The organism is Salinibacter ruber DSM 13855, from assembly GCF_000013045.1.
Classification (GTDB): Bacteria; Bacteroidota; Rhodothermia; order Rhodothermales; family Salinibacteraceae; genus Salinibacter; species Salinibacter ruber.
Window position 1 is genome coordinate 3,278,772 of the sequence record NC_007677.1, and the last position, 18,124, is coordinate 3,296,895.

Below are 18,124 nucleotides of genomic sequence, written 5' to 3' on the forward strand. Positions count from 1 at the left end.
TCCGCTTCTCCCTGCCGCCCCCCCCCCACAGACCATGACCGACCGCTATCGCCCTCTCGCCGTTGCCACGATCGTCGTCGCACTTGCCCTCGTCGGGTGTGATGCCCTCGACCCCTCGCAGGTCGACAATCCCCGTACGACCGACGAGGACCTCGCCCAGGCCGAGCGCCCCACGACGGCCCTCCTCGACGGCCTGCGGGCACAGTTTGCCCGGGCCCTCGGCGCGACCATCTTGACCACCGAACTTGCCGCCGACAACTACTCGGTCAACGGCACCGGCCTCGGCGGCAACACGCTCGACTTCCCCAACAACCTGACCCCGAACGTTGCCGTCCTGAATACGACCAACCAGGACGGGCTGTACTGGAACACCCAGGAGCTCCGGGCCCAGGGCGACTTTCTGCTCGAAGAGATTGCCCCGGGCGACGACAACGCCACCGCGGCACAGCTCGCAGAGGCCCGCTACTACCGGGGCATGGCGTTCCTCCTCCAGGGCGAAAACTTTGGGGCCGTCCCCACGGCGGCTGACACCGCCGCCGTCCCCGCCGCTACCCTTCTCGACAATGCCCGGGCCGACTTCGAGGCGGCCCTGGCGAGCACGGCATCCGACGCCGACCTCGCCGTCCGGCTCAACGCGGCCCTCGCCCGCACCCACCGCGCCCTCGGCAACGTGGCAGAGGCCCGGAGCTACGCGCAGGCCGCCCTCGATGCGGGTGGGGATGCGTTTCTCATCGAGCAGCCCTACGACGCGGACAACCTCGACAACGCGCCGCACGACTACCTGGTGCAGCGGTCGCTGCAGGAGATGCAGCCGCTCCCCCGACTCGACTTTCTCGACCCGAAGTACGTCAACGAAAACTCTCCCATCCCGGTCGCGTCCGCCGAAGAGATGCGGTTGATTCTCGCCGAAGCGGCCCTCGCCGACGACGATCCCTCCGGGGCCCGGACGGAGCTCAAGACGGCCATCGGCGTCGCGGAGGACCGCGGCCGTGTGACCTTTGAGGACGGCGACGAGCGGCTCAACAACGCCCTCAACACCCGCCCGGACACCTCGGCCCTTCAGGTTCGCTTCGAGCCGGGCACCCCACTCGTCGACGACCTCGTGCTCAACCGCCCGGGAACGGTGACGACCCCCACCGTCTCCGGGACTCACGTCACCGCCGCACAAGTTGACGCCGCGTCGGGCACAGACCTTCTCCGGCTCCTGTACCTCCTCCGCCAGGAGATTCTGTTGCTGGAGGGGCACCGGCTGCATGACCTTGGCATCCGCCTCCCGATGATGCTCCGGGAGATTGACACCAACCCCGCCATCAGCGCCGGCGATCCGGGCACGGAGGCGAGCGTGCCCGCGTGGATTCCGCCCCAGAACGAGCTCGACCTGTACGAGCCGTCGATCATCTACGAGAACGGCGACAGCGGTCCCCTCACCACCACCGAGGTGACGATGCTGCACGACATGAATCGCGTTCTCGCCGAGGAGCGCGGCCTCGTGATCGAAAACCCGATGGTGCCAGGCCAGTAGCTCCGTCTCCATGTGTTTCCCAGCACCGCCCCGTTTCTCCGCCGGCCGCGGGGGAACGGGTTCGGTGTATCACGGCGCCTCCCGTCCGTGTTCTGCCGTTCTCCGCCTGGAACGTACACTCCGACTCTTTTCACTTTGCCGCTCCGTCTCGTCGTGCCTCAATGCCTTTCTTTCCTCCTTGCCTTCGTCGTCCTCCTGAACGTCACTCCGGGACAGGCCCAGACGCCAGCGCCCTGCGCCTCCGAGCACGAGGCACGCCAGGCCGCCGGACAGTGCGCTGGGGCGTCGTTCGACTTCCATGCCTTCGGTCCGTACCGCGACGACGTGCCGGCGCCCCACGACGTGCTCGGCCATCCGATTGGGGCCCTCCACACGCCCTACGGCCGGATGGAAGACTACGTGGACGCCCTCACAGACGCCGCCCCCGACCGGGTACGCGATCTCGTCTATGGCCGGAGCGTGGAGCAACGCGACCTGCACCTGCTCGCCATCGGCTCGGCGGAGACGATCGGACGCCTCGACGAGGTGCGGGAGGGACTCCAGCAACTCGCGGCGCCGACGGAGACGTCCGACGCCACTGCAAACGAGCTGGCCACCGACCTGCCCGTAGCCGTCTGGATCAATTCGGCCAACGACGGCAACGAGACCGCCGCCTTCGAGGCGGCCCTGCAGCTCGCCTACCAGGTGGCGGCGGGCGAGGGGGAGCGGGCCCGTCGCATCCGCGAGAACGCGCTCGTTCTCATCAACGTGGCCCACAACCCCGAGAGCCACGAGCGCTTCGTGGCGTGGTACAACGCGTTCGGAATGGGGGACGCCGCCCCCAATGCCTACGAGCACGACGCGCCGTGGGGCATGAACACGAACAACAACCACTTCCAGATCGACCTTAATCGCGACGGGGTCGGCCTCACGCAGACGGAGAGCCGCGCCGTGAGCACGGCGATGCAGCGTTGGCGCCCACAGGTGTTCGTAGATCTCCACGGACAGACGACGCAGTACTTCTTTCCCCCAAACGCAGCCCCGATCAACCCGCTCTACCCGGACCAGCTCACCACCTGGATCGACACGATTGGGCGGGCCAACGCGGACTCGTTCGACGAGTACGGCTGGAGCTACTACACGCGCGACGTGTTCGACCTTCAGTACCCCGGCTACTGGGACTCGTACCCCAGCCTGCACGGGGCCACGGGCATGACCTACGAGACGGACGGCGGGGGCGGCAGGGGCCTCCGCTGGCGGCGCGACGACGGCACGACCCTCACCTTCGAGGACGGCATCGCCCACCACTTCGTCGCGACGCTGTCGACGATCGACGCGGCGGCGCGCAACCGGGAGGCGCGCCTGCGGGACTACTACCGGTTCTTCGCGGACGCGATGGCGGAGGCGGAGGCCGAGCCGCCGCGGGGTGTGGTGCTCCGCAGCGGCGAGGATCCCCGACGGGCGGCCCGCCTCGCCACGACACTGCTGCGCCACGGCGTAACGGTGGAGCGCGTCACCCAGTCGGGCGCGGTGCAGGGCTACGACGCACTGGCGGGCGAGGCCGTCCGGCAGACCGTCTCGACGGGCTCTTTCTTCGTCCCCTTCACGCAGCCGAACGCGACGGTGGCCCGCATGCTGCTGCTCCCCGACATTGAGCTCCCGGAGGACTTCCGGCAACAGGAGCTGGCCCGGCTCGCCCACAACCTTCGGGTCGCCCCCGACGAGCGGGAGCCGCACGCGTTTTACGACGTGACGGCCTGGAATCTGGCCCTGGCCGGGGACGTGCCGGCGCTCTGGACGGAGTCGGACGCCCCGCTGCCCACGACCTCGCTTTCCCTGCCCGATTCGGCCCAGGCCGCCCCGGGCGGCTGGAGGCACGACGTGGCCGTGCCCACCGTGGCGGGCGGCACCGACGGCCGGGCCCGGAGCGCGTACGTGTGGACGCCGGGCTCGGTGGGCTCGACGCGCCTGCTCGCCCGCCTGATGGACGAGGGCTTCAACGTGGCCGTCGTCGACCGGCCCATGGTGGTGGGCGACCGCTCGTTTCCCCGCGGCAGCTACATCGCCCGTGTGGGCCGCAACCCGGACACGCTCCACGACCGCATCGACGCCCTCGCCGAGACGGCCGCCGTGCCGGTCCACGCCGCCAACACGGCCTTCCCCAAGCGCGGCCCCACCGGCACCGGGTCGGAAACGACGCGGAGCCTCACGCCGCCCGACCTCGCGGTACTCGCCGGAGACGGCGTCTCGACCACGTCCTACGGCGCCTTCTGGTACGTCTTCCAGGAGCGCCTCGGGCAGCCCTTCACGGCCCTGAAGGCGCGCACCCTCTCGGCAAACGACCTGAGGGGGCAGGACGTGCTCGTGCTGCCGAACGGCGACTACGGCACCCTCCCGGACGCCGCGATGGAGGCGATTCAGCGCTGGGTGGAGCGGGGCGGCACGGTGGTCGGGTACGCCGGTGGGGCGCGTCTCCTCGGACAACTTGGCGTCGCCTACACCGACACGACGGGGACGGAGAGGTCTCTGACGTCGGTGCGTACAGCAATCGACGAGGCGCTGACCACGGAGCCGGCATTGCCCCTGGAGCCGAGCCCATCCGCCACCGTTCCCGAGCAGCCGGTGCCGGGGACGTTCCTGCGGGCCCGGGCCGACACGACGCACTGGCTCACCTACGGCCTCGGCGCGGAGCTGCCGCTCCTCACACAGCGGACGCCGCTGGGGGCGTCGGTGCACGGTGCGAATCCGGTCACGTATGCTTCGGACGACCTTGCGGTGAGCGGCTTCGCCTGGCCCGCCCTCACCGACCACGTCTACGCCGAGCGGCCCTACGCGACGGTCGACCGCCTCGGACGCGGACGCATCGTTCGCCTGTCCGAAGACCCCCTCTTCCGCGTCTGGGCCGACGGCCCCATCGATCTGCTCACGAACGCCATCTACCTCGGGGGGCCGAACGAGAACACCGGCTACTGATGCGTGCCCCGCCGCCGGGTTGAAACTCGGCGCGTTGATCACGACCCAGGGAAGCGGACGCTTCTTCTTTCCCCCGTCTTACCCCTCCCCACTATGCGCACCTGCGCCCTCGCCCTCCTCACGATCCTCCTGGGTGCCCCCGCCCACGGCCAGTCCACGGACGGCCCGTGGACCATCGACCACGTGCTGACTCAGCGCTCGCTGACCGACGTGGACATCGGCCCGGACGGGAACCGCGTGCTGTGGGTCAAAGAGACGCCCGACCCCGAGGCCGACGAGACGACGTCGGACGTCTACCTCACCTACCGGGACGACCCGCACGGCGACTCGACCGCGACCCTCCAGCTCACCCGCACCGGCGACAACCGCGCCCCGCGCTGGAGCCCGGACGGGGAACACATCGCATTCCTGTCGTCCCGTGAGCAAGAGGACGCGGCGGAAAGCAGTGGCACGCAGATCTGGCGGCTCGACCCACGGGGCGGGGCCCCCGAGGTCATCACGTCGGTGGAGCACGGCGTACAGGGCGCCCGGTGGCTCGACGACGACCGCCTCCTCTTCACGGCCCGCGAGCAGAACACCCGCTACGAGCAGCACCTCGAACAAACGGAGGACGACGCCGACGTCATCGAGGACACGACGCTCTTCCGGCCGGTGCGCCTCTTCACCGTCCACGTGGGGACGGGCGAGGTGACGCGCGTGACGAACAATGACCACCAAATCGGAGAGTTTGCCCCGTCGCCGAACGGCTCGCGCGTCGTGTACAGCCTCTCCGACTCGCCGATCACCGCCGACGCGCGCAACCAGCCGCACCAGTTTCTCCTCAATCTCAACACGGGCGCGACCACCGAGATCTTCGACGAGCAGTACGTCGACCCCTCCAATTTCCAGTGGACCGCCGACGGCGCCGGCTTCTACGCCACCGACTCGTATTCCTCCGACCCCGAGCACGAGGGCGCCGGCATCACGAAGCTCTACCACTACGACCTCGCCGCCCGCGACTATCAGGAAGTTCCCCTGGAATGGGGGGATAAGGGCGTCGGCTACGGCGGGTATACGGTGGTGGACGGCGGGTTACACGTCCAGCTGGCCGACGGCCCGACCTTCGAGCCCCGCTTCTACCGGAAGACAAGCGACGGGTGGGCGCCGGCGGAGGTCGCCGACGAGCGCCTCGAACACGCCTCTGCGTTCACGGCGGGCCCGGACGGCGAGACGGTTGTCTTCAGCCACTCGACCGCCGACACGCCGCCGTCGTACCGCGTGGGCACCTACCGCGAGGGCGCCCTCCAGCGCGACGAGACGCTCACGACCCTCAACGAGAATCTCGATGACCTGCCGATTCCGCGGGCCGAGGTCGTCCGGTGGACGGGCGCCAACGGCGAAACGGTCAACGGCATCCTGCACTACCCGCTCGACTACGACCCGGACCGGGCCTACCCCATGATGACCGTCCTCCACGGCGGGCCCAGCGGGGTGGACCTGGACGCGTGGTCGCTCGGGTGGACCGTCTACGCCCCGCTCCTCGCCCAGCGCGACGCGTTCGTCTTCCGCCCCAACTACCACGGCTCCGGCCACCACGGGCTCGACTTCGTGGAGTCGATTAAAGGCAAATACTACGAACTGGAGGTGCCCGACATCGTGAGCGGCATCGACAGCCTGGCGGCCGCGGGCGTGGTGGACAAGGACTCGCTCGGCGTGATGGGCTGGTCGAACGGCGCCATCCTCACCACGCAGCTCACGATCGAGCATCCCGAGCTCTTTCAGGTGGCCGCGCCCGGCGCGGGCGACGTCAACTGGACCTCCGACTACGGCAACTGTGCCTTCGGCGTGCGCTTCGACCGGTCCTACTTCAAGGGCGCCCCCTGGACGTATACCGAGCACTACATCGAGAAGAGCCCACTCTTCGAGATGCCGAAGGTGCAGACGCCCACCCTCATCCACCACGGCACCGAGGACCGGGCCGTGCCCTACGAGCAGGGCTGGGAGTACTACCGTGCCCTCCAGCAGATCGGCAACGCGCCGGTCCGCTTCCTCAGCTACCCCGGCGAGCCGCACGGGCTGCGGCAGCTCTCGCACCAGCGGCGCAAGGTGGCGGAGGACCTGAAGTGGATCGACACGTACCTCTTCGGCGAGACCTCGATGCAGGAGCGCGTGTCGGAGCGGCTGCTGGCCGACGACGCGCCGCTCTCGCTCCTCGAAACCGCCGAGGCGCCCGCCCGGACCGACGGCCACTATGGCGTGCGCGCCAACGGCACCCTCGTCCCCGAAACGGTGACGCTCGGCGACACCCTCACCGTCGGCCGCTTTGAGGTGACGCGGGCGCAGTTCCGGGCGTACGACGCGGACTTCGAGGTGCCATCCGGCACCGCCGAGTATCCGGCCCACGGCCTCGCCGCGGACCGGGCCCAGGCCTACGTCGACTGGCTGAGCGAACAGACCGGCCGCGACTACCGCCTGCCCACCGCGGCCGAGTTGGCGGCCCTCAAGGCGGCCCGCGCGGGGCCGTCCGAGAATACGCCTGCGTACTGGGCCGGCTTCACGCCCACCCCGGACGAGTATCGCCGCTTGCGGGCCCGCCTGGCGCAGCACCCCACCGAGGCGCTCCTGATGCCGGTGGGCAGCCGCCCGGCCGGCCACGGCCCGAACGGGGGCGGGCCTCTCATCTACGACGTAGACGGCAACGTGGCCGAGTGGGCCCGCACCGCCGACGGCATTGAGGCCCAAAACGCCTCGGCACTCACCCTAAAGGACCCGAAGGCCGAAACCGCCCCGACGCCCCCCCGCCGCGTGACGGGCCTCCGGGTTGTGCTCGACCGGTAGCCTCGCCCCTCTTCTGAACTGAACAGGACGTGCCCCTCACGTCACGGCATCTTCAACCGGTCGTGGGCCGGACCCGGGATCCTTTCCGGCCTTTGCGGGTGTGATATACGCCTTTTATGACAAAGTGGCAGGACGGGTGTTACGCGACCTGCCGGCCGCCCCGCATCGCTGTTTCGCGCTGGACCCCCCGCCCCCCATGGACCGCACCTCCATTCAGGAACGCTTCGGCATCGTCGGCGAGTCCGATGTCATCAAGAACGTGATCGACCAGGCCCGGCAGGTGGCCGACACGGACATTACCGTGCTGCTGCAGGGCGAGAGCGGCGTCGGCAAGGAGCTCATCTCTCAGGTGCTGCACGAGCTCTCGATGCGCCGCCACGAGCAGATGGTGGTGGTCAACTGCGGGGCCATTCCCGAGGGCCTCATCGAAAGCGAGCTGTTCGGCGCCGAGAAGGGGGCCTACACCGGGGCCGTCGAGGAGCGCGTCGGCTACTTCGAGGAGGCCGACGACGGCACCATCTTCCTCGACGAGATCGGCGAGATGCCGAAAAACGCGCAGGTGCGCCTCCTTCGCGTGCTCGAGACGGGCCGCTTCACCCGCGTCGGGGCGTCGCAGCAGCAGCAGGTCGACGTCCGCATCGTGGCGGCGACGAACAAGGACCTCGCCGAGGAGGTGCAGAAGGGCAACTTCCGGAAGGACCTGTACTACCGCCTGAGCACGGTCCTCATCGACATTCCGCCGCTGCGGGAGCGGCCGGACGACATCCTGCCCATCTTTGACACGTTCCTCCACGAGTTCTCCCAGGAGTACAGCTCGTCGCGGAAGCAGCTCACGGCGGACGCGGAGGAGCTTCTCGAGTCGTACCGCTGGCCGGGCAACGTGCGCGAGCTCCGCAACATCGCCGAGCAGGTCGCGGTGCTGATGCGCACCGACGAGGTGTCGGCCGACGACCTGCGCCCCCTCCTCCGTGACCTCGGGCAGGCGGCGGCCTCGACGGACCTGATGCGGGTGGAGCCGGAGCCGCAGGACCCGGACGCGGGCGCCGGCACCGAGGACGACCTCCGCCAGCGCGAGTTGCTGTACCGCGCCATCCTGGAGATGCGCATGGACATGCGCAACCTGAAGGAGCGGATCGACTCCCTGATGTCGAACGTGGGCGTCGTGGTGCCGCGCGAGGTGGCCGAGCGCGGGGACTTTCCGAGCGACTACGACGACTTCGTGGTCGTGAACAGTGAGGACGGGCCGACGGCCTCTCCTCCCCATCGCGAGCGCGAGCAGGGGAGCGGGGGCGAGGTCGACTCCATGATGCGGGACGTGATCTACGAGGTGGAGGAGAGCGGCCCGGCCCGGCCCACGAGGCCCCGCCCCGATCGCCCCTCGGCGCCCGAGCCGGAGTCGCCGCCCTCCGCGGAGGCCGAAGCGGAAATCGAGGCGGGCCCGACCGAAACGGACTCGGGGGGGAGCGGCGAACTGCCCACGCTTGAGGAGTCTGAGAAGCAGCTCATCAGCCGCGCCTTGAAGCGGTTTGACGGCAACCGCCGCAAAACGGCCGAGGCCCTCGGCATCAGCGAACGCACCCTCTACCGCAAGCTCAAAGACATCGACGAAGACCTGTAGCGTGTTCGGCTCGCTCCGCTCGCCGGTTGGGCGTTGCGGGTTGAGCGAAACACTTCGGGGTCCACCAACATCGATCGACAGACGCGCAGAAATGCCGACGAACCCTCCCCCCTTCCCCCTTACCCCACGCACCAGCAATCGTCTTCGAAGCTGGATCGTGGCGGGACTATTGGTGGCCTTTGCCGCAAGTCTCCCCGGCTGCACGGTCTACAGCTTCAGCGGGGCCAGCATCCCGTCCAACCTCGAAACCATCTCGGTGCCGATCGCCCAGAACAACACCTCCAGCCCCGTCAACCGGCTTGGCGCCGACCTGACGGACCTCCTCACCGACCGCTTCGTCGACCGCACGCGCCTCTCCCTGACGACCGACGATGCGGGCGCAGACGCCCTGCTCCGGGCCCGCATCCAGCGCTACACGAACGAGCCCACCGGCGTCAGCGGCGACGAGCGCGCCACGACGAACCAGGTCACCATCCGGGTGCAGGTGCGCTACGTCGACCAGACAAAGGGCGAGGACCTCCTGAATCAGACGTTCAGCGGCGCCGCCAACTACAACCCCGTCGAGGCGGGCCTCGATGGGGAGCGGCAGGCCGCCCAAAGCGCGCTCGAAAACGTGGCCGACGACATCTTTAGCACGGCAACCTCGAACTGGTAAGCCGCTATTCGTCATCGAAGAGCCCCGGGATCTCGACCCGGCGGACCCCGTCGGCGTCCCCGACGATCATCTGGCCGGCCCCCCGCATCTGCGCCCCGCCGAACGCCCCGTCCTTCCGGAGCGCGTAGAACCGGACGCCAAAGTTCGGTTCGTCCTGGGCGTTGAGGAGCCGGGGCACCTGGGTATTCTCCGCGATGCGACGACAGGCAAACAGACACGCCTCCTCGGGCGTGTCGCCGTCCCGCATCCGCTCCACGATGAGGTAGCTCGACAGGTTTTTAAGATTGGCCTCCCCGCGGCCCGTGGAGCCGGCCGCGCCCACGTCGTTGTCGGCGTAGAGGCCCGCCCCCACCACCGACGTGTCTGCCACCCGGCCCGGAATCTTGTAGAACAGGCCGCTGGTGGTCGTGACGGCGCCGATGTTGCCGTTGGGGGCGAGCGCCGAGCAGTGGATGGTGCCGTAATGGCGCTGCACCTCGCGTACTTTTTCTCCGAGCGCCGGGTCCTTCAGGCTATCGGGCGGCAGGTAGTTGTCCTCCTGCGACAGGTTCTCCTTCCACTCCACCCAGATCCTGCGGGCCTGCTCGGTGAGGAGGTCCTGCGTCTCGAACCCGTGCATCTTGGCAAACTCTTTCGCGCCTGTTCCCACCAGACGGACGTGGTCGGTCCGCTCCATGACCAGGCGCGCCACCTGGGAGGGCACCGGAATGTCTTCGAGCACCGCCACCGCCCCGGCCCGGTGCGTCTTGCCCTCCACCACGCCCGCCTCCAGCTGCACGGTCCCCTCGGCGTTCGGGATGCCGCCGTACCCCACCGTAATGTCGTCGGGGTCGCGCTCGACGATGTTGACGCCCTGAATCACGGCGTCCAGCGCCTCCCCCGCGTCGGCCATCACGGCCAGGGCCCGCTCGGCGGCCGGCGCGCCGTTGTCGCTCGCCACCACCAGCGGCCCGCCGTCGGCCCCGGCGTCGAACGACGGCGGTTCTCCCGAGGCGGCCTGGGGCAGGGCGGCCGCCCCCGCGCCGGCGAGGGCCGCCTGCTTCAGAAAGGTGCGACGGGACGAAGACGGAGAGGCGGCGTCGTCGGACATGCGTTCTCGGATGTGCCAATGCGGGGAGGGCGATGCGTTCGTGGAACGTAACAAGGAACGCTGAAAAGCAAAACCGTCCGCCCCGCGGCGGCCGGGGCCCCTCAGTACATCGCCGACGAGCGGGCGTCGTGGCGCCGGGCGTACGCCACCATCGCCGGGGCGTAGTCCGGGAGAAAGGGACAGTCGATCCCCGTTCCGTCGAGGGCCGCCCGCGTGTTCGACGCGTCGTAGTGGGACGGATGGTCGAAGTAATCGATGAGCTCCGGCGCAAGGCCAAGCGCCCGCCCCACGCCGGTCTTCATCATTGCCCGGGCCAGACCGGGGGGCACCGGCACGTACGCCACCCGTTTGTCCAACAGGTCGGCGAGTAGCTCCATGATGGCCTGCGCCGTGAGCGGCCGCGGGTCGGTGAGGTGAAAGACCGTGCCGGCGTGCCCTTCCGTCCCCAAAAGGTGCCCCATCGCGTCGACCACGAAGTCGACCGGCACCAGGTTCACCGGCTCGGTCCCCGAGCCTATGCGGGTCATGGGCGTGTACCGCGGCAGGCTGCGCAGCGCGTTCAGCACGAAGTACACCCCGTCGAACTTGTCCGTCGCGCCCGTCTCGGAGTCGCCCACCACGATGCTTGGGCGAAAGACGAGGGTCGGGATCTCGTCCATGCGGTCCTGCACCAGCACCTCGGCGTGGTACTTCGTCTCCTCATAGAAATTCTTGAACCCGGCCTCGTGGACCAGCTCGTCCTCGTGGATTGTGCCCGTCCGCTCGCCCGACACGTAGGCGGAGCTGACGTACCCGAAGCGCTCCAGGCTCGGGCACTGCGCGAGCAGGTCGAGCACGTGCCGCGTGCCCTCCACGTTGACCTGCCACCCGACCTCCCGGGGAATGGTGAGGTCGTACACGGCGGCGAGGTGCACCGCCCGCGTGATCTGCTCGGCCACCGCGTCGTAGTGCGCCCCGAGGCCGAGATCCGGCTCCGTAATGTCGCCGGGCAGCACCGTGGCCCGGTCGGCCAGGCCCCGGTCGGCGAGCAGCGTGTGCGTGCGGCCCTCAAACTTCGGCTGCACGAGGAGCAGAAAGGACCGGTCGGGCGCCGCCGCGGCGAGGCGACGCAGGAGGCGCGTCCCGAGGAAGCCGGGGACGCCGGTGAGGAAGGTCATGGCGAGAAAGGTCGAAGGATGGTAGTGCCACGAAGAACGTCTGGAGGGCATCTCGACAGCAGTCGGCGGTCGGCAGACCGCAGGACGGGGGCCGTACCCCAATGCTAGGGATTCCGGAGTGCAAATACGTCGACCTCCGAACGAGGTGCCGCCATCCACATCTGGCCCCCTTTTATCTCCCTCTCTGGCTTTGGAGGGACGGACTTGGAACCAGCACAGCCTCATTGTGTGCAAATGACACAATAAGTTTATGTTTTTGAACGTCGCCGCCGAGTTGAATTCAGTTCTACGGATCCATGTCTCCGACAACACAGCAGTCCGCCCCGCCGGAGACAGAGGACAACTGGGTACGCTGGGTGGCGAACTGGGACGATGCCACCGCGAACGTTGAGATCCGTCAGGGACTTCCCATCGCCCTCGTGGTGCGCCTCCAGGAGCTTCTGGACCTCACCGACGAGCAGGCGGCACGCCTCATCGGTCGGTCCCGGAGCACGTACTCCCGCCACCGAAATCAAGACAAGGAGCTCGGCGTGCCCGAAGCGGAGCGGGCCGTACGCTATGCCCGACTCCTGGCCCTGGCCGCCGAAACGTTTGGTAGTCTTGAGGATGCCGCGGCGTGGATGCAGGAACCGAACCGGGCGCTGGACGACGACACGCCGCTGGACATGGCCGAGACCGCTCCGGGGGCCACAATGGTGCGAGACCTCCTGCTCGGCGTGCAGCACGGATTTGTGCTGTAGCACATCTCGGAGGAGCCCCCTCCACGCTTCTCTGATACGCTCCTTCTACTTCCAGTGGCCACTCATCGAATCGTTCGTGTCACCCACCGCAACCACGCCGAAGACGCGTATTCGGGACGGGGCGGGCTCTACGCCGCCGGACGCTGGCACCGCCGTGGTCGGCTCGTAGTGTACGCGGCGGAATCGCTCGCCCTTGCAACCCTGGAGAAGATCGTGGCCGTTAACGACGTGCAGCGGCTCCGGGAGATGGTCTACGTGCCGGCCCACCTCGACGAGGAGGCGGCTTGGGCACCGTCTCTCGCAGATCTGCCCGACGGCTGGGACCAGCGGCCGCCCACCGCGGCGTCACAGGACTTCGGGACCGACTGGCTCGACTTGGAGCGCTCGCCCGCCCTGCAGGTGCCATCTGCCCTCTTCCCCACCGAGGCGCACAATTACGTCCTCAACCCGGCCCATCCCGAGTTCGACGCTGCCGTGGAGGTGGACAACTCCGAACCGCTCAGGCTCGACCCGCGCATCGAGGCGCGGCTCGCAAAGGACTCCTCCTGAGCACATTTTGCCGTCTCCACCGGGATGCAGCCGGCCCCTCCCAATTCCCCACGAAGCAAGGATCCATCCCCCCGCCCCCTCATACCCACGATTGCATCTTGGATCGGGGGTTCCGCCTGCTCTGACCTGCCCCCCGCCAGCACCGCCCCTTCAACCCTCCCCCCGCAACGCCCACGCCCCCATGCCCGACACGCTTCCGCAGCCCCCCGAGGTCGATCGGGATCTCGCCCTCGACCACGGCCTCACCGACGACGAGTACGATGAGATCCTGGACCGGCTCGGGCGCACGCCCACCTTCACGGAGCTGGGCATCTACTCGGTGATGTGGAGCGAGCACTGCTCCTACAAGAACTCGACCGCCCTGCTCAAGACCCTCCCCACGGAGGGCGACCAGCTGCTGGCCGAGGTGGGGGAGGAGAACGCGGGCCTCGTGGACGTGGGCGACGGGAAGGCCGTGGCGTTCAAGATCGAGTCGCACAACCACCCCTCCGCCGTCGAGCCGTACGAGGGCGCGGCCACCGGCGTGGGCGGCATCCACCGCGACATCTTCACGATGGGCGCCCGGCCCATCTGCGCGCTCGACTCGCTGCGGTTCGGGTCGCTGGAGGAGTCGCGCGTCCGCTACCTGTTCGACGGCGTGGTGCGGGGCATCGGCGACTACGGCAATTCCTTCGGCGTGCCCACGGTGGGCGGGGAGGTCTACTTCGAGGACGCCTACGAGGGCAACCCGCTCGTCAACGCGATGAGCGTGGGCGTGGTGGACACCGACCAGACGGCCCGCGCCGCGGCCGAGACGCCCGGGCACCACGTGATCCTCGTCGGCGCGGCCACGGGGCGCGACGGCATCCACGGGGCCACCTTCGCCTCCGCCGAAATCGACGAGGACAGCGAGGAGGACCGCCCCAGCGTGCAGGTGGGCGACCCGTTTACCGAGAAGCTGCTCCTGGAGGCCACGCTCGAAGCCATCCGCGAGGGCGTCGTCGGAAGCATTCAGGACATGGGCGCCGCGGGCATCACGAGCTCGGCCTTCGAAATGTCCGCGTCGGGCGGCACGGGGATGGACCTGCACCTCGACCGCGTGCCGACCCGCGAAACGGGCATGACGCCCTACGAGATCATGCTGTCGGAGAGCCAGGAGCGGATGCTCGTGGTCTGCGAGCCGGGCGACGAAGAGGCCCTCGCGGAGATCTACGGCAAGTGGGACCTGAACGCCCAGCGCATCGGCACGGTCACCGATACGGGCCGGGTCCGCGCCTACTGGGACGACGAGGAGGTCGCCACGCTCGATCCGGCCCACGTGGCGGGCGACGACGTGCCCGTCTACGAGCGCGACACCGAGCGCCCCGCCTACCTGGAGGAGACGCGCGCGTTCAACACGGATGACGTGCCGGACCTCGCCCCGGCGGAGGTGGAAGACACCCTCACGACACTCCTCGGCAGCCCCAACATTGCCTCGAAGCGCTGGGTCCACGAGCAGTACGACACGATGGTCCGCACGAACACGGTCGTGGGCCCGGGGGCCAGCGACGCCGCGGTGGTGCGCCTGAAGGGCACCGGCAAGGGCCTCGCCGTGAAGACGGACTGCAACGGCCGCTACGTCTACCTCAACCCCCGGCGCGGCGCCCAGATTGCGGTCGCCGAGGCGGCGCGCAACGTGACCTGCGCCGGCGGCACGCCGGTGGCCCTCACCAACTGCTGCAACTTCGGCAACCCGCACAACCCGGAGGCCTACTGGGCCTTCGCGAAGGCCGTCGAGGGGATGGGGGACGCCGGCCGGGCCCTCGATACGCCGGTGACGGGCGGCAACGTGTCGCTCTACAACGAGCACCCGGAGGGCGCCATCTTCCCCACCCCCACCATCGGCATGCTGGGCGTGGTGGACGACATCGACACCCAGCCCACCGCGGCGGCGCTGCAAAACGAGGGCGACGCGCTGTTCCTGCTCACCCCGCGCGACTGGTGTCACCCCGAGCGGACGGACGGCAGCGAGTACCTGTCGACGGTCCACGACCGCACGGCCGGCGACGCCCCCCACCTCGACCTGGACGAAGAGGTCGCCGTGCAGTCCGCCACGCAGGCCCTCATTCGGGAAGGGCTCGTACAGCATGCCCACGACGTGTCCGACGGGGGACTGGCCGTGTGCCTGGCCGAGTCCGTCATTCACAGCGACGGGCTCGGGCTGGAGGCCACCCTCCCGGCGGCCGACCGCCTCGACGCGGCCCTCTTCGGGGAGGCGCAGTCGCGCGTGGTGGTCTCCGTGCGGCCGGACGACGCTCTTGCCCTCGACGCGGCCCTCACGGACCATAACGGCGTGCGGGCCCGTCGCCTCGGGGCCGTCACGACCGGCCCCCTTCGCCTCACCGTGGGCGACGAGCCCGTCCTCGACGCCTCGCCCGCTGCCCTGACCGCCCCTTACGAGGCGGCCCTCCCTGACGCCGTGACGTGACACCCGCCGGGATTGCAGGCTCTCTTCCTGTCAGTTGGGCACAACGCCGGGGCGCTTGGGGCCCCGTCCTGTAACGCAACCGGGAAATGCTCCGCCATAGCCTTGCCTGTCCGACGTGGCACCCTCTTTGTGCTAACACACACTGATTGCGTCGGCGCCGCTCCCGCGGCGAGAAACTGCTAGGGGGCGTCGGCGATACAGGAGAAAGTGTGTTGAGACGCTCATTCTCTTCCCCACAGAACGACCGACCCCATTATGGCCGAGAGTGCCAATGTTATCACCCTGACCGACGACAACTTTGAGGACGAAGTCATCGGCGCCGACCAGCCGGTGCTCGTGGACTTTTGGGCCACCTGGTGCGGCCCCTGCCGCCAGATCGCCCCGATCGTTGAGGAGCTGGCCGACGAGTACGAGGGCCAGGCCAAGATCGGCAAGGTCGACGTCGACGAAAACCCGCAGACCGCCCAGGAGTACGGCGTGCGCTCCATCCCGACCCTCCTGTTCTTCAAGGATGGAGAGGCAAAGGAGCAGGTCGTCGGCGCCGCCGGCAAGCAGCCCCTGAAGGAAAACCTGGAGGCCCTCCTCGGCCAGCCGGCGTAGCGCCACGCCAGGCGCTATGTTAGGCGCCGCGATAGGCGCCAGGCTGGGCGCAGCGCCGCCCGGGGAAACATCGCCCGGGCAGGGCTTCGCCCTGAACGCCCCTCTACTTCGAATGGCAGGCGGCACGGGCCGAATGCATTCTCCCAGACATCCTCCGGGAGCGTTCGGCACGTGCCCGCTCCATTCGCCCGCTCAGTTCTTACATTCAGCACTGCCCTTATGCACGAGAACGGAGCCCTCGCGAACGGAAATCAGACGAATGGACACCAGCATCCAGACCTTGCGGCGTTCGAGGACGTCGACTTTTCGGAGGCGGAGATGCGGGACGTCGTCGTGATCGGGACCGGTCCGGCCGGCTGGACGGCGGCCCTCTACACGGCGCGGGCCGACCTAAGTCCCCTCATCTTCATGGGCCCGGAGCCCGGCGGCCAGCTCACCACGACGACCGACGTGGAAAACTACCCCGGCTTTCCCGAGGGGCTGATGGGGCCGGAGATGATGGACCGCTTCCAGGACCAGGCCGAACGGTTCGGGACCGAATCCCGCTACGGGACCGTCACGCACGTGGACTTCCGGGAGCGCCCGTTCCGGCTCCTGATTGACGGGGAAACCCCGGTCTACGCCCAGACCGCCATCATCTCGACCGGCGCATCGGCCCGGTACCTGGGGCTGGAGAACGAGCAGCGCCTCATCGGGAAGGGCGTAAGCGCCTGCGCGACCTGCGACGGCTCCTTCTTCCGCGGGGAGACGGTGGCGGTGGTCGGCGGCGGCGACAGCGCCATGGAGGAGTCGACCTTCCTCACGAAGTTTGCCGAGAAGGTCTACGTGCTCCACCGGCGGGAGGAGCTGCGCGCCTCGGAGATTATGCAGCAGCGGGCCTTCGAGAACGACAAGATCGAGTTCGTCTGGAATACGGAGGTCATCGACGTACTCGGCGAAAGCGCGGTCGAGGGCATCGAGGTGATCAACAACGAGACCGGGGAGACGCGCTTGATGGGCGACGTGACCGGCTTTTTCCTCGCCATCGGCCACACGCCCAACACCGGGCCGTTTGAGGGCTGGGTCCAGATGGACGAGACCGGCTACATCCAGACCGAGGGCGCGTCCACCTACACCGACGTGCCGGGCGTCTTCGCCTGTGGCGATGCCCAGGACAGCACGTACCGGCAGGCCGTGACGGCGGCGGGGACCGGCTGCAAGGCCGCCATCGACGCCGAGCGGTGGCTCAGCGAGCACGGCGCGGCCGAGGCCCCACGCGCCGACGCCAACCGGCAGCCCGTGGAAGCGTAACGTGTCCCTTTGTTGCGTGCCGATGTCTGCCCGCTCGCCTCTTTTTCTTCTCGGGGCCCTCGCCCTCGGTGCCAGTCTCGCGTCCGCCTGCACGCCGGGATCTTCCCGCTCCTCCCCGCCGGACACGACGGCCGCAGCAACTGCCCCCGAGGCCCCGGAGGACCCGTCTCCGAAACGGCCGTCGGTGGCGCCGTCCTCCCCCACCGACACAGCGTCCCGATCGGTGTCGCAGCGACTGGCGGACGCGAGCGTGGCGGCCCGGGCCAAGCAGGCCCTCGCCCGGCACCGAACCCTTCGGCGCTTCGACTTCTCCCCGTCGGCTGTGCGAGGCCGCCTCGTCCTGCGCGGCGATGTCGATACCCGCGAGCAGTACCGCGAGGCCGAGCGCGTGGCTGCGGCCCTGGATGCCGTCCGCGCGGTCGCCAATGAGGTGACCGTGGACGGCCGCCCGGTGGCCAGCGCCGACCCGTCCTCCGCCGGCACGGCCTACCACACCGTTCGGCGCGGAGACACCCTCTCCGAAATCGCCCGCCGGTACGGGGTGTCGGTGCAACAGCTTCGCAGGCTCAACGACCAGACCTCCTCCCTGCAACCGGGCGAGCGCATCCGCGTGCGGTAGCGCACCTCCCATCAACACGGCCTCTGGGGGTCCCCCGATTGTGAAGTCTGTGGTGCCGCCGCACGCATG

Annotated in this window: 13 protein-coding genes; 11 read left to right on the forward strand and 2 right to left on the reverse strand. The window is 69.0% G+C overall.

Going from position 1 to position 18,124, the window contains the following annotated elements; translation table 11 throughout:
* Nucleotides 1-34: 34 nt before the first annotated feature.
* The 5 genes from SRU_RS13880 to SRU_RS13900 all read left to right on the forward strand — a co-directional run bounded on the left by SRU_RS13880 (nt 35) and on the right by SRU_RS13900 (nt 9,564).
* The gene (locus SRU_RS13880) at nt 35-1,522 is read left to right on the forward strand and encodes a hypothetical protein (protein WP_011405359.1); all 1,488 of its coding nucleotides are present in this window, start codon (nt 35-37) and stop codon (nt 1,520-1,522) included.
* Nucleotides 1,523-1,675: 153 nt separating this feature from the next.
* Entirely contained in the window at nt 1,676-4,474 is a 2,799-nt protein-coding gene (locus tag SRU_RS13885) for a M14 family metallopeptidase (protein WP_164923684.1), read from the forward strand.
* 93 nt (nt 4,475-4,567) lie between these two features.
* Nucleotides 4,568-7,291 (forward strand): prolyl oligopeptidase family serine peptidase, encoded by a 2,724-nt coding sequence (locus SRU_RS13890; RefSeq protein ID WP_164923685.1) that lies wholly within the window; start codon nt 4,568-4,570, stop codon nt 7,289-7,291.
* A gap of 196 nt (nt 7,292-7,487) precedes the next feature.
* On the forward strand, nt 7,488-8,909 hold the full coding sequence (locus SRU_RS13895; protein ID WP_013062807.1) for a sigma-54 interaction domain-containing protein: 1,422 nt from the start codon (nt 7,488-7,490) through the stop codon (nt 8,907-8,909).
* Nucleotides 8,910-9,000: 91 nt separating this feature from the next.
* Nucleotides 9,001-9,564: an LptE family protein gene (locus SRU_RS13900; protein WP_164923686.1), complete on the forward strand. Its 564-nt coding sequence runs from the start codon at nt 9,001-9,003 to the stop codon at nt 9,562-9,564.
* Nucleotides 9,565-9,568: 4 nt separating this feature from the next.
* On the opposite strand, the gene SRU_RS13905 is transcribed toward SRU_RS13900, so the two are convergent.
* Together SRU_RS13905 and SRU_RS13910 are read right to left on the reverse strand one after the other, a co-directional pair.
* A complete protein-coding gene (locus SRU_RS13905) occupies nt 9,569-10,654 on the reverse strand; it encodes a N(4)-(beta-N-acetylglucosaminyl)-L-asparaginase (RefSeq protein ID WP_165443451.1) in 1,086 nt (361 codons plus the stop codon).
* A gap of 101 nt (nt 10,655-10,755) precedes the next feature.
* The gene (locus SRU_RS13910; protein WP_237701761.1) at nt 10,756-11,862 is read right to left on the reverse strand and encodes an SDR family oxidoreductase; all 1,107 of its coding nucleotides are present in this window, start codon (nt 11,860-11,862) and stop codon (nt 10,756-10,758) included.
* Between the two features lie 245 nt (nt 11,863-12,107).
* Here SRU_RS13910 and parS point away from each other — a divergent pair, with 245 nt between their 5' ends.
* From parS to SRU_RS13940, 6 genes are all read left to right on the forward strand, one after another.
* Nucleotides 12,108-12,551, forward strand: a complete 444-nt coding sequence (gene parS, locus SRU_RS13915; RefSeq protein ID WP_011405366.1) for a type II RES/Xre toxin-antitoxin system antitoxin — start codon at nt 12,108-12,110, stop codon at nt 12,549-12,551.
* Between the two features lie 54 nt (nt 12,552-12,605).
* Complete coding sequence (locus SRU_RS13920) at nt 12,606-13,100, forward strand: RES family NAD+ phosphorylase (protein ID WP_011405367.1); 495 nt, start codon at nt 12,606-12,608, stop codon at nt 13,098-13,100.
* Nucleotides 13,101-13,281: 181 nt separating this feature from the next.
* Nucleotides 13,282-15,546: a phosphoribosylformylglycinamidine synthase subunit PurL gene (purL, locus tag SRU_RS13925; protein ID WP_011405368.1), complete on the forward strand. Its 2,265-nt coding sequence runs from the start codon at nt 13,282-13,284 to the stop codon at nt 15,544-15,546.
* Between the two features lie 255 nt (nt 15,547-15,801).
* Nucleotides 15,802-16,146, forward strand: coding sequence for a thioredoxin (gene trxA, locus SRU_RS13930; RefSeq protein ID WP_011405369.1), 345 nt, complete (start codon nt 15,802-15,804; stop codon nt 16,144-16,146).
* A gap of 171 nt (nt 16,147-16,317) precedes the next feature.
* Complete coding sequence (gene trxB / locus SRU_RS13935) at nt 16,318-17,436, forward strand: thioredoxin-disulfide reductase (protein WP_011405370.1); 1,119 nt, start codon at nt 16,318-16,320, stop codon at nt 17,434-17,436.
* 22 nt (nt 17,437-17,458) lie between these two features.
* Nucleotides 17,459-18,055, forward strand: a complete 597-nt coding sequence (locus SRU_RS13940; protein ID WP_011405371.1) for a LysM peptidoglycan-binding domain-containing protein — start codon at nt 17,459-17,461, stop codon at nt 18,053-18,055.
* Nucleotides 18,056-18,124 lie beyond the last annotated feature (69 nt).

Excerpts from the sequence above, each read along its gene's own strand:
- SRU_RS13880 (WP_011405359.1), top strand. The coding sequence starts at position 35 with ATGACCGACCGCTATCGCCCTCTCGCCGTTGCCACGATCGTCGTCGCA.
- SRU_RS13890 (WP_164923685.1), top strand. The coding sequence starts at position 4,568 with ATGCGCACCTGCGCCCTCGCCCTCCTCACGATCCTCCTGGGTGCCCCC.
- SRU_RS13895 (WP_013062807.1), top strand. The coding sequence starts at position 7,488 with ATGGACCGCACCTCCATTCAGGAACGCTTCGGCATCGTCGGCGAGTCC.
- SRU_RS13900 (WP_164923686.1), top strand. The coding sequence starts at position 9,001 with ATGCCGACGAACCCTCCCCCCTTCCCCCTTACCCCACGCACCAGCAAT.
- SRU_RS13905 (WP_165443451.1), bottom strand. The coding sequence starts at position 10,654 with ATGTCCGACGACGCCGCCTCTCCGTCTTCGTCCCGTCGCACCTTTCTG.
- SRU_RS13910 (WP_237701761.1), bottom strand. The coding sequence starts at position 11,862 with ATGCCCTCCAGACGTTCTTCGTGGCACTACCATCCTTCGACCTTTCTC.
- parS (WP_011405366.1), top strand. The coding sequence starts at position 12,108 with ATGTCTCCGACAACACAGCAGTCCGCCCCGCCGGAGACAGAGGACAAC.
- purL (WP_011405368.1), top strand. The coding sequence starts at position 13,282 with ATGCCCGACACGCTTCCGCAGCCCCCCGAGGTCGATCGGGATCTCGCC.
- trxA (WP_011405369.1), top strand. The coding sequence starts at position 15,802 with ATGGCCGAGAGTGCCAATGTTATCACCCTGACCGACGACAACTTTGAG.
- SRU_RS13940 (WP_011405371.1), top strand. The coding sequence starts at position 17,459 with ATGTCTGCCCGCTCGCCTCTTTTTCTTCTCGGGGCCCTCGCCCTCGGT.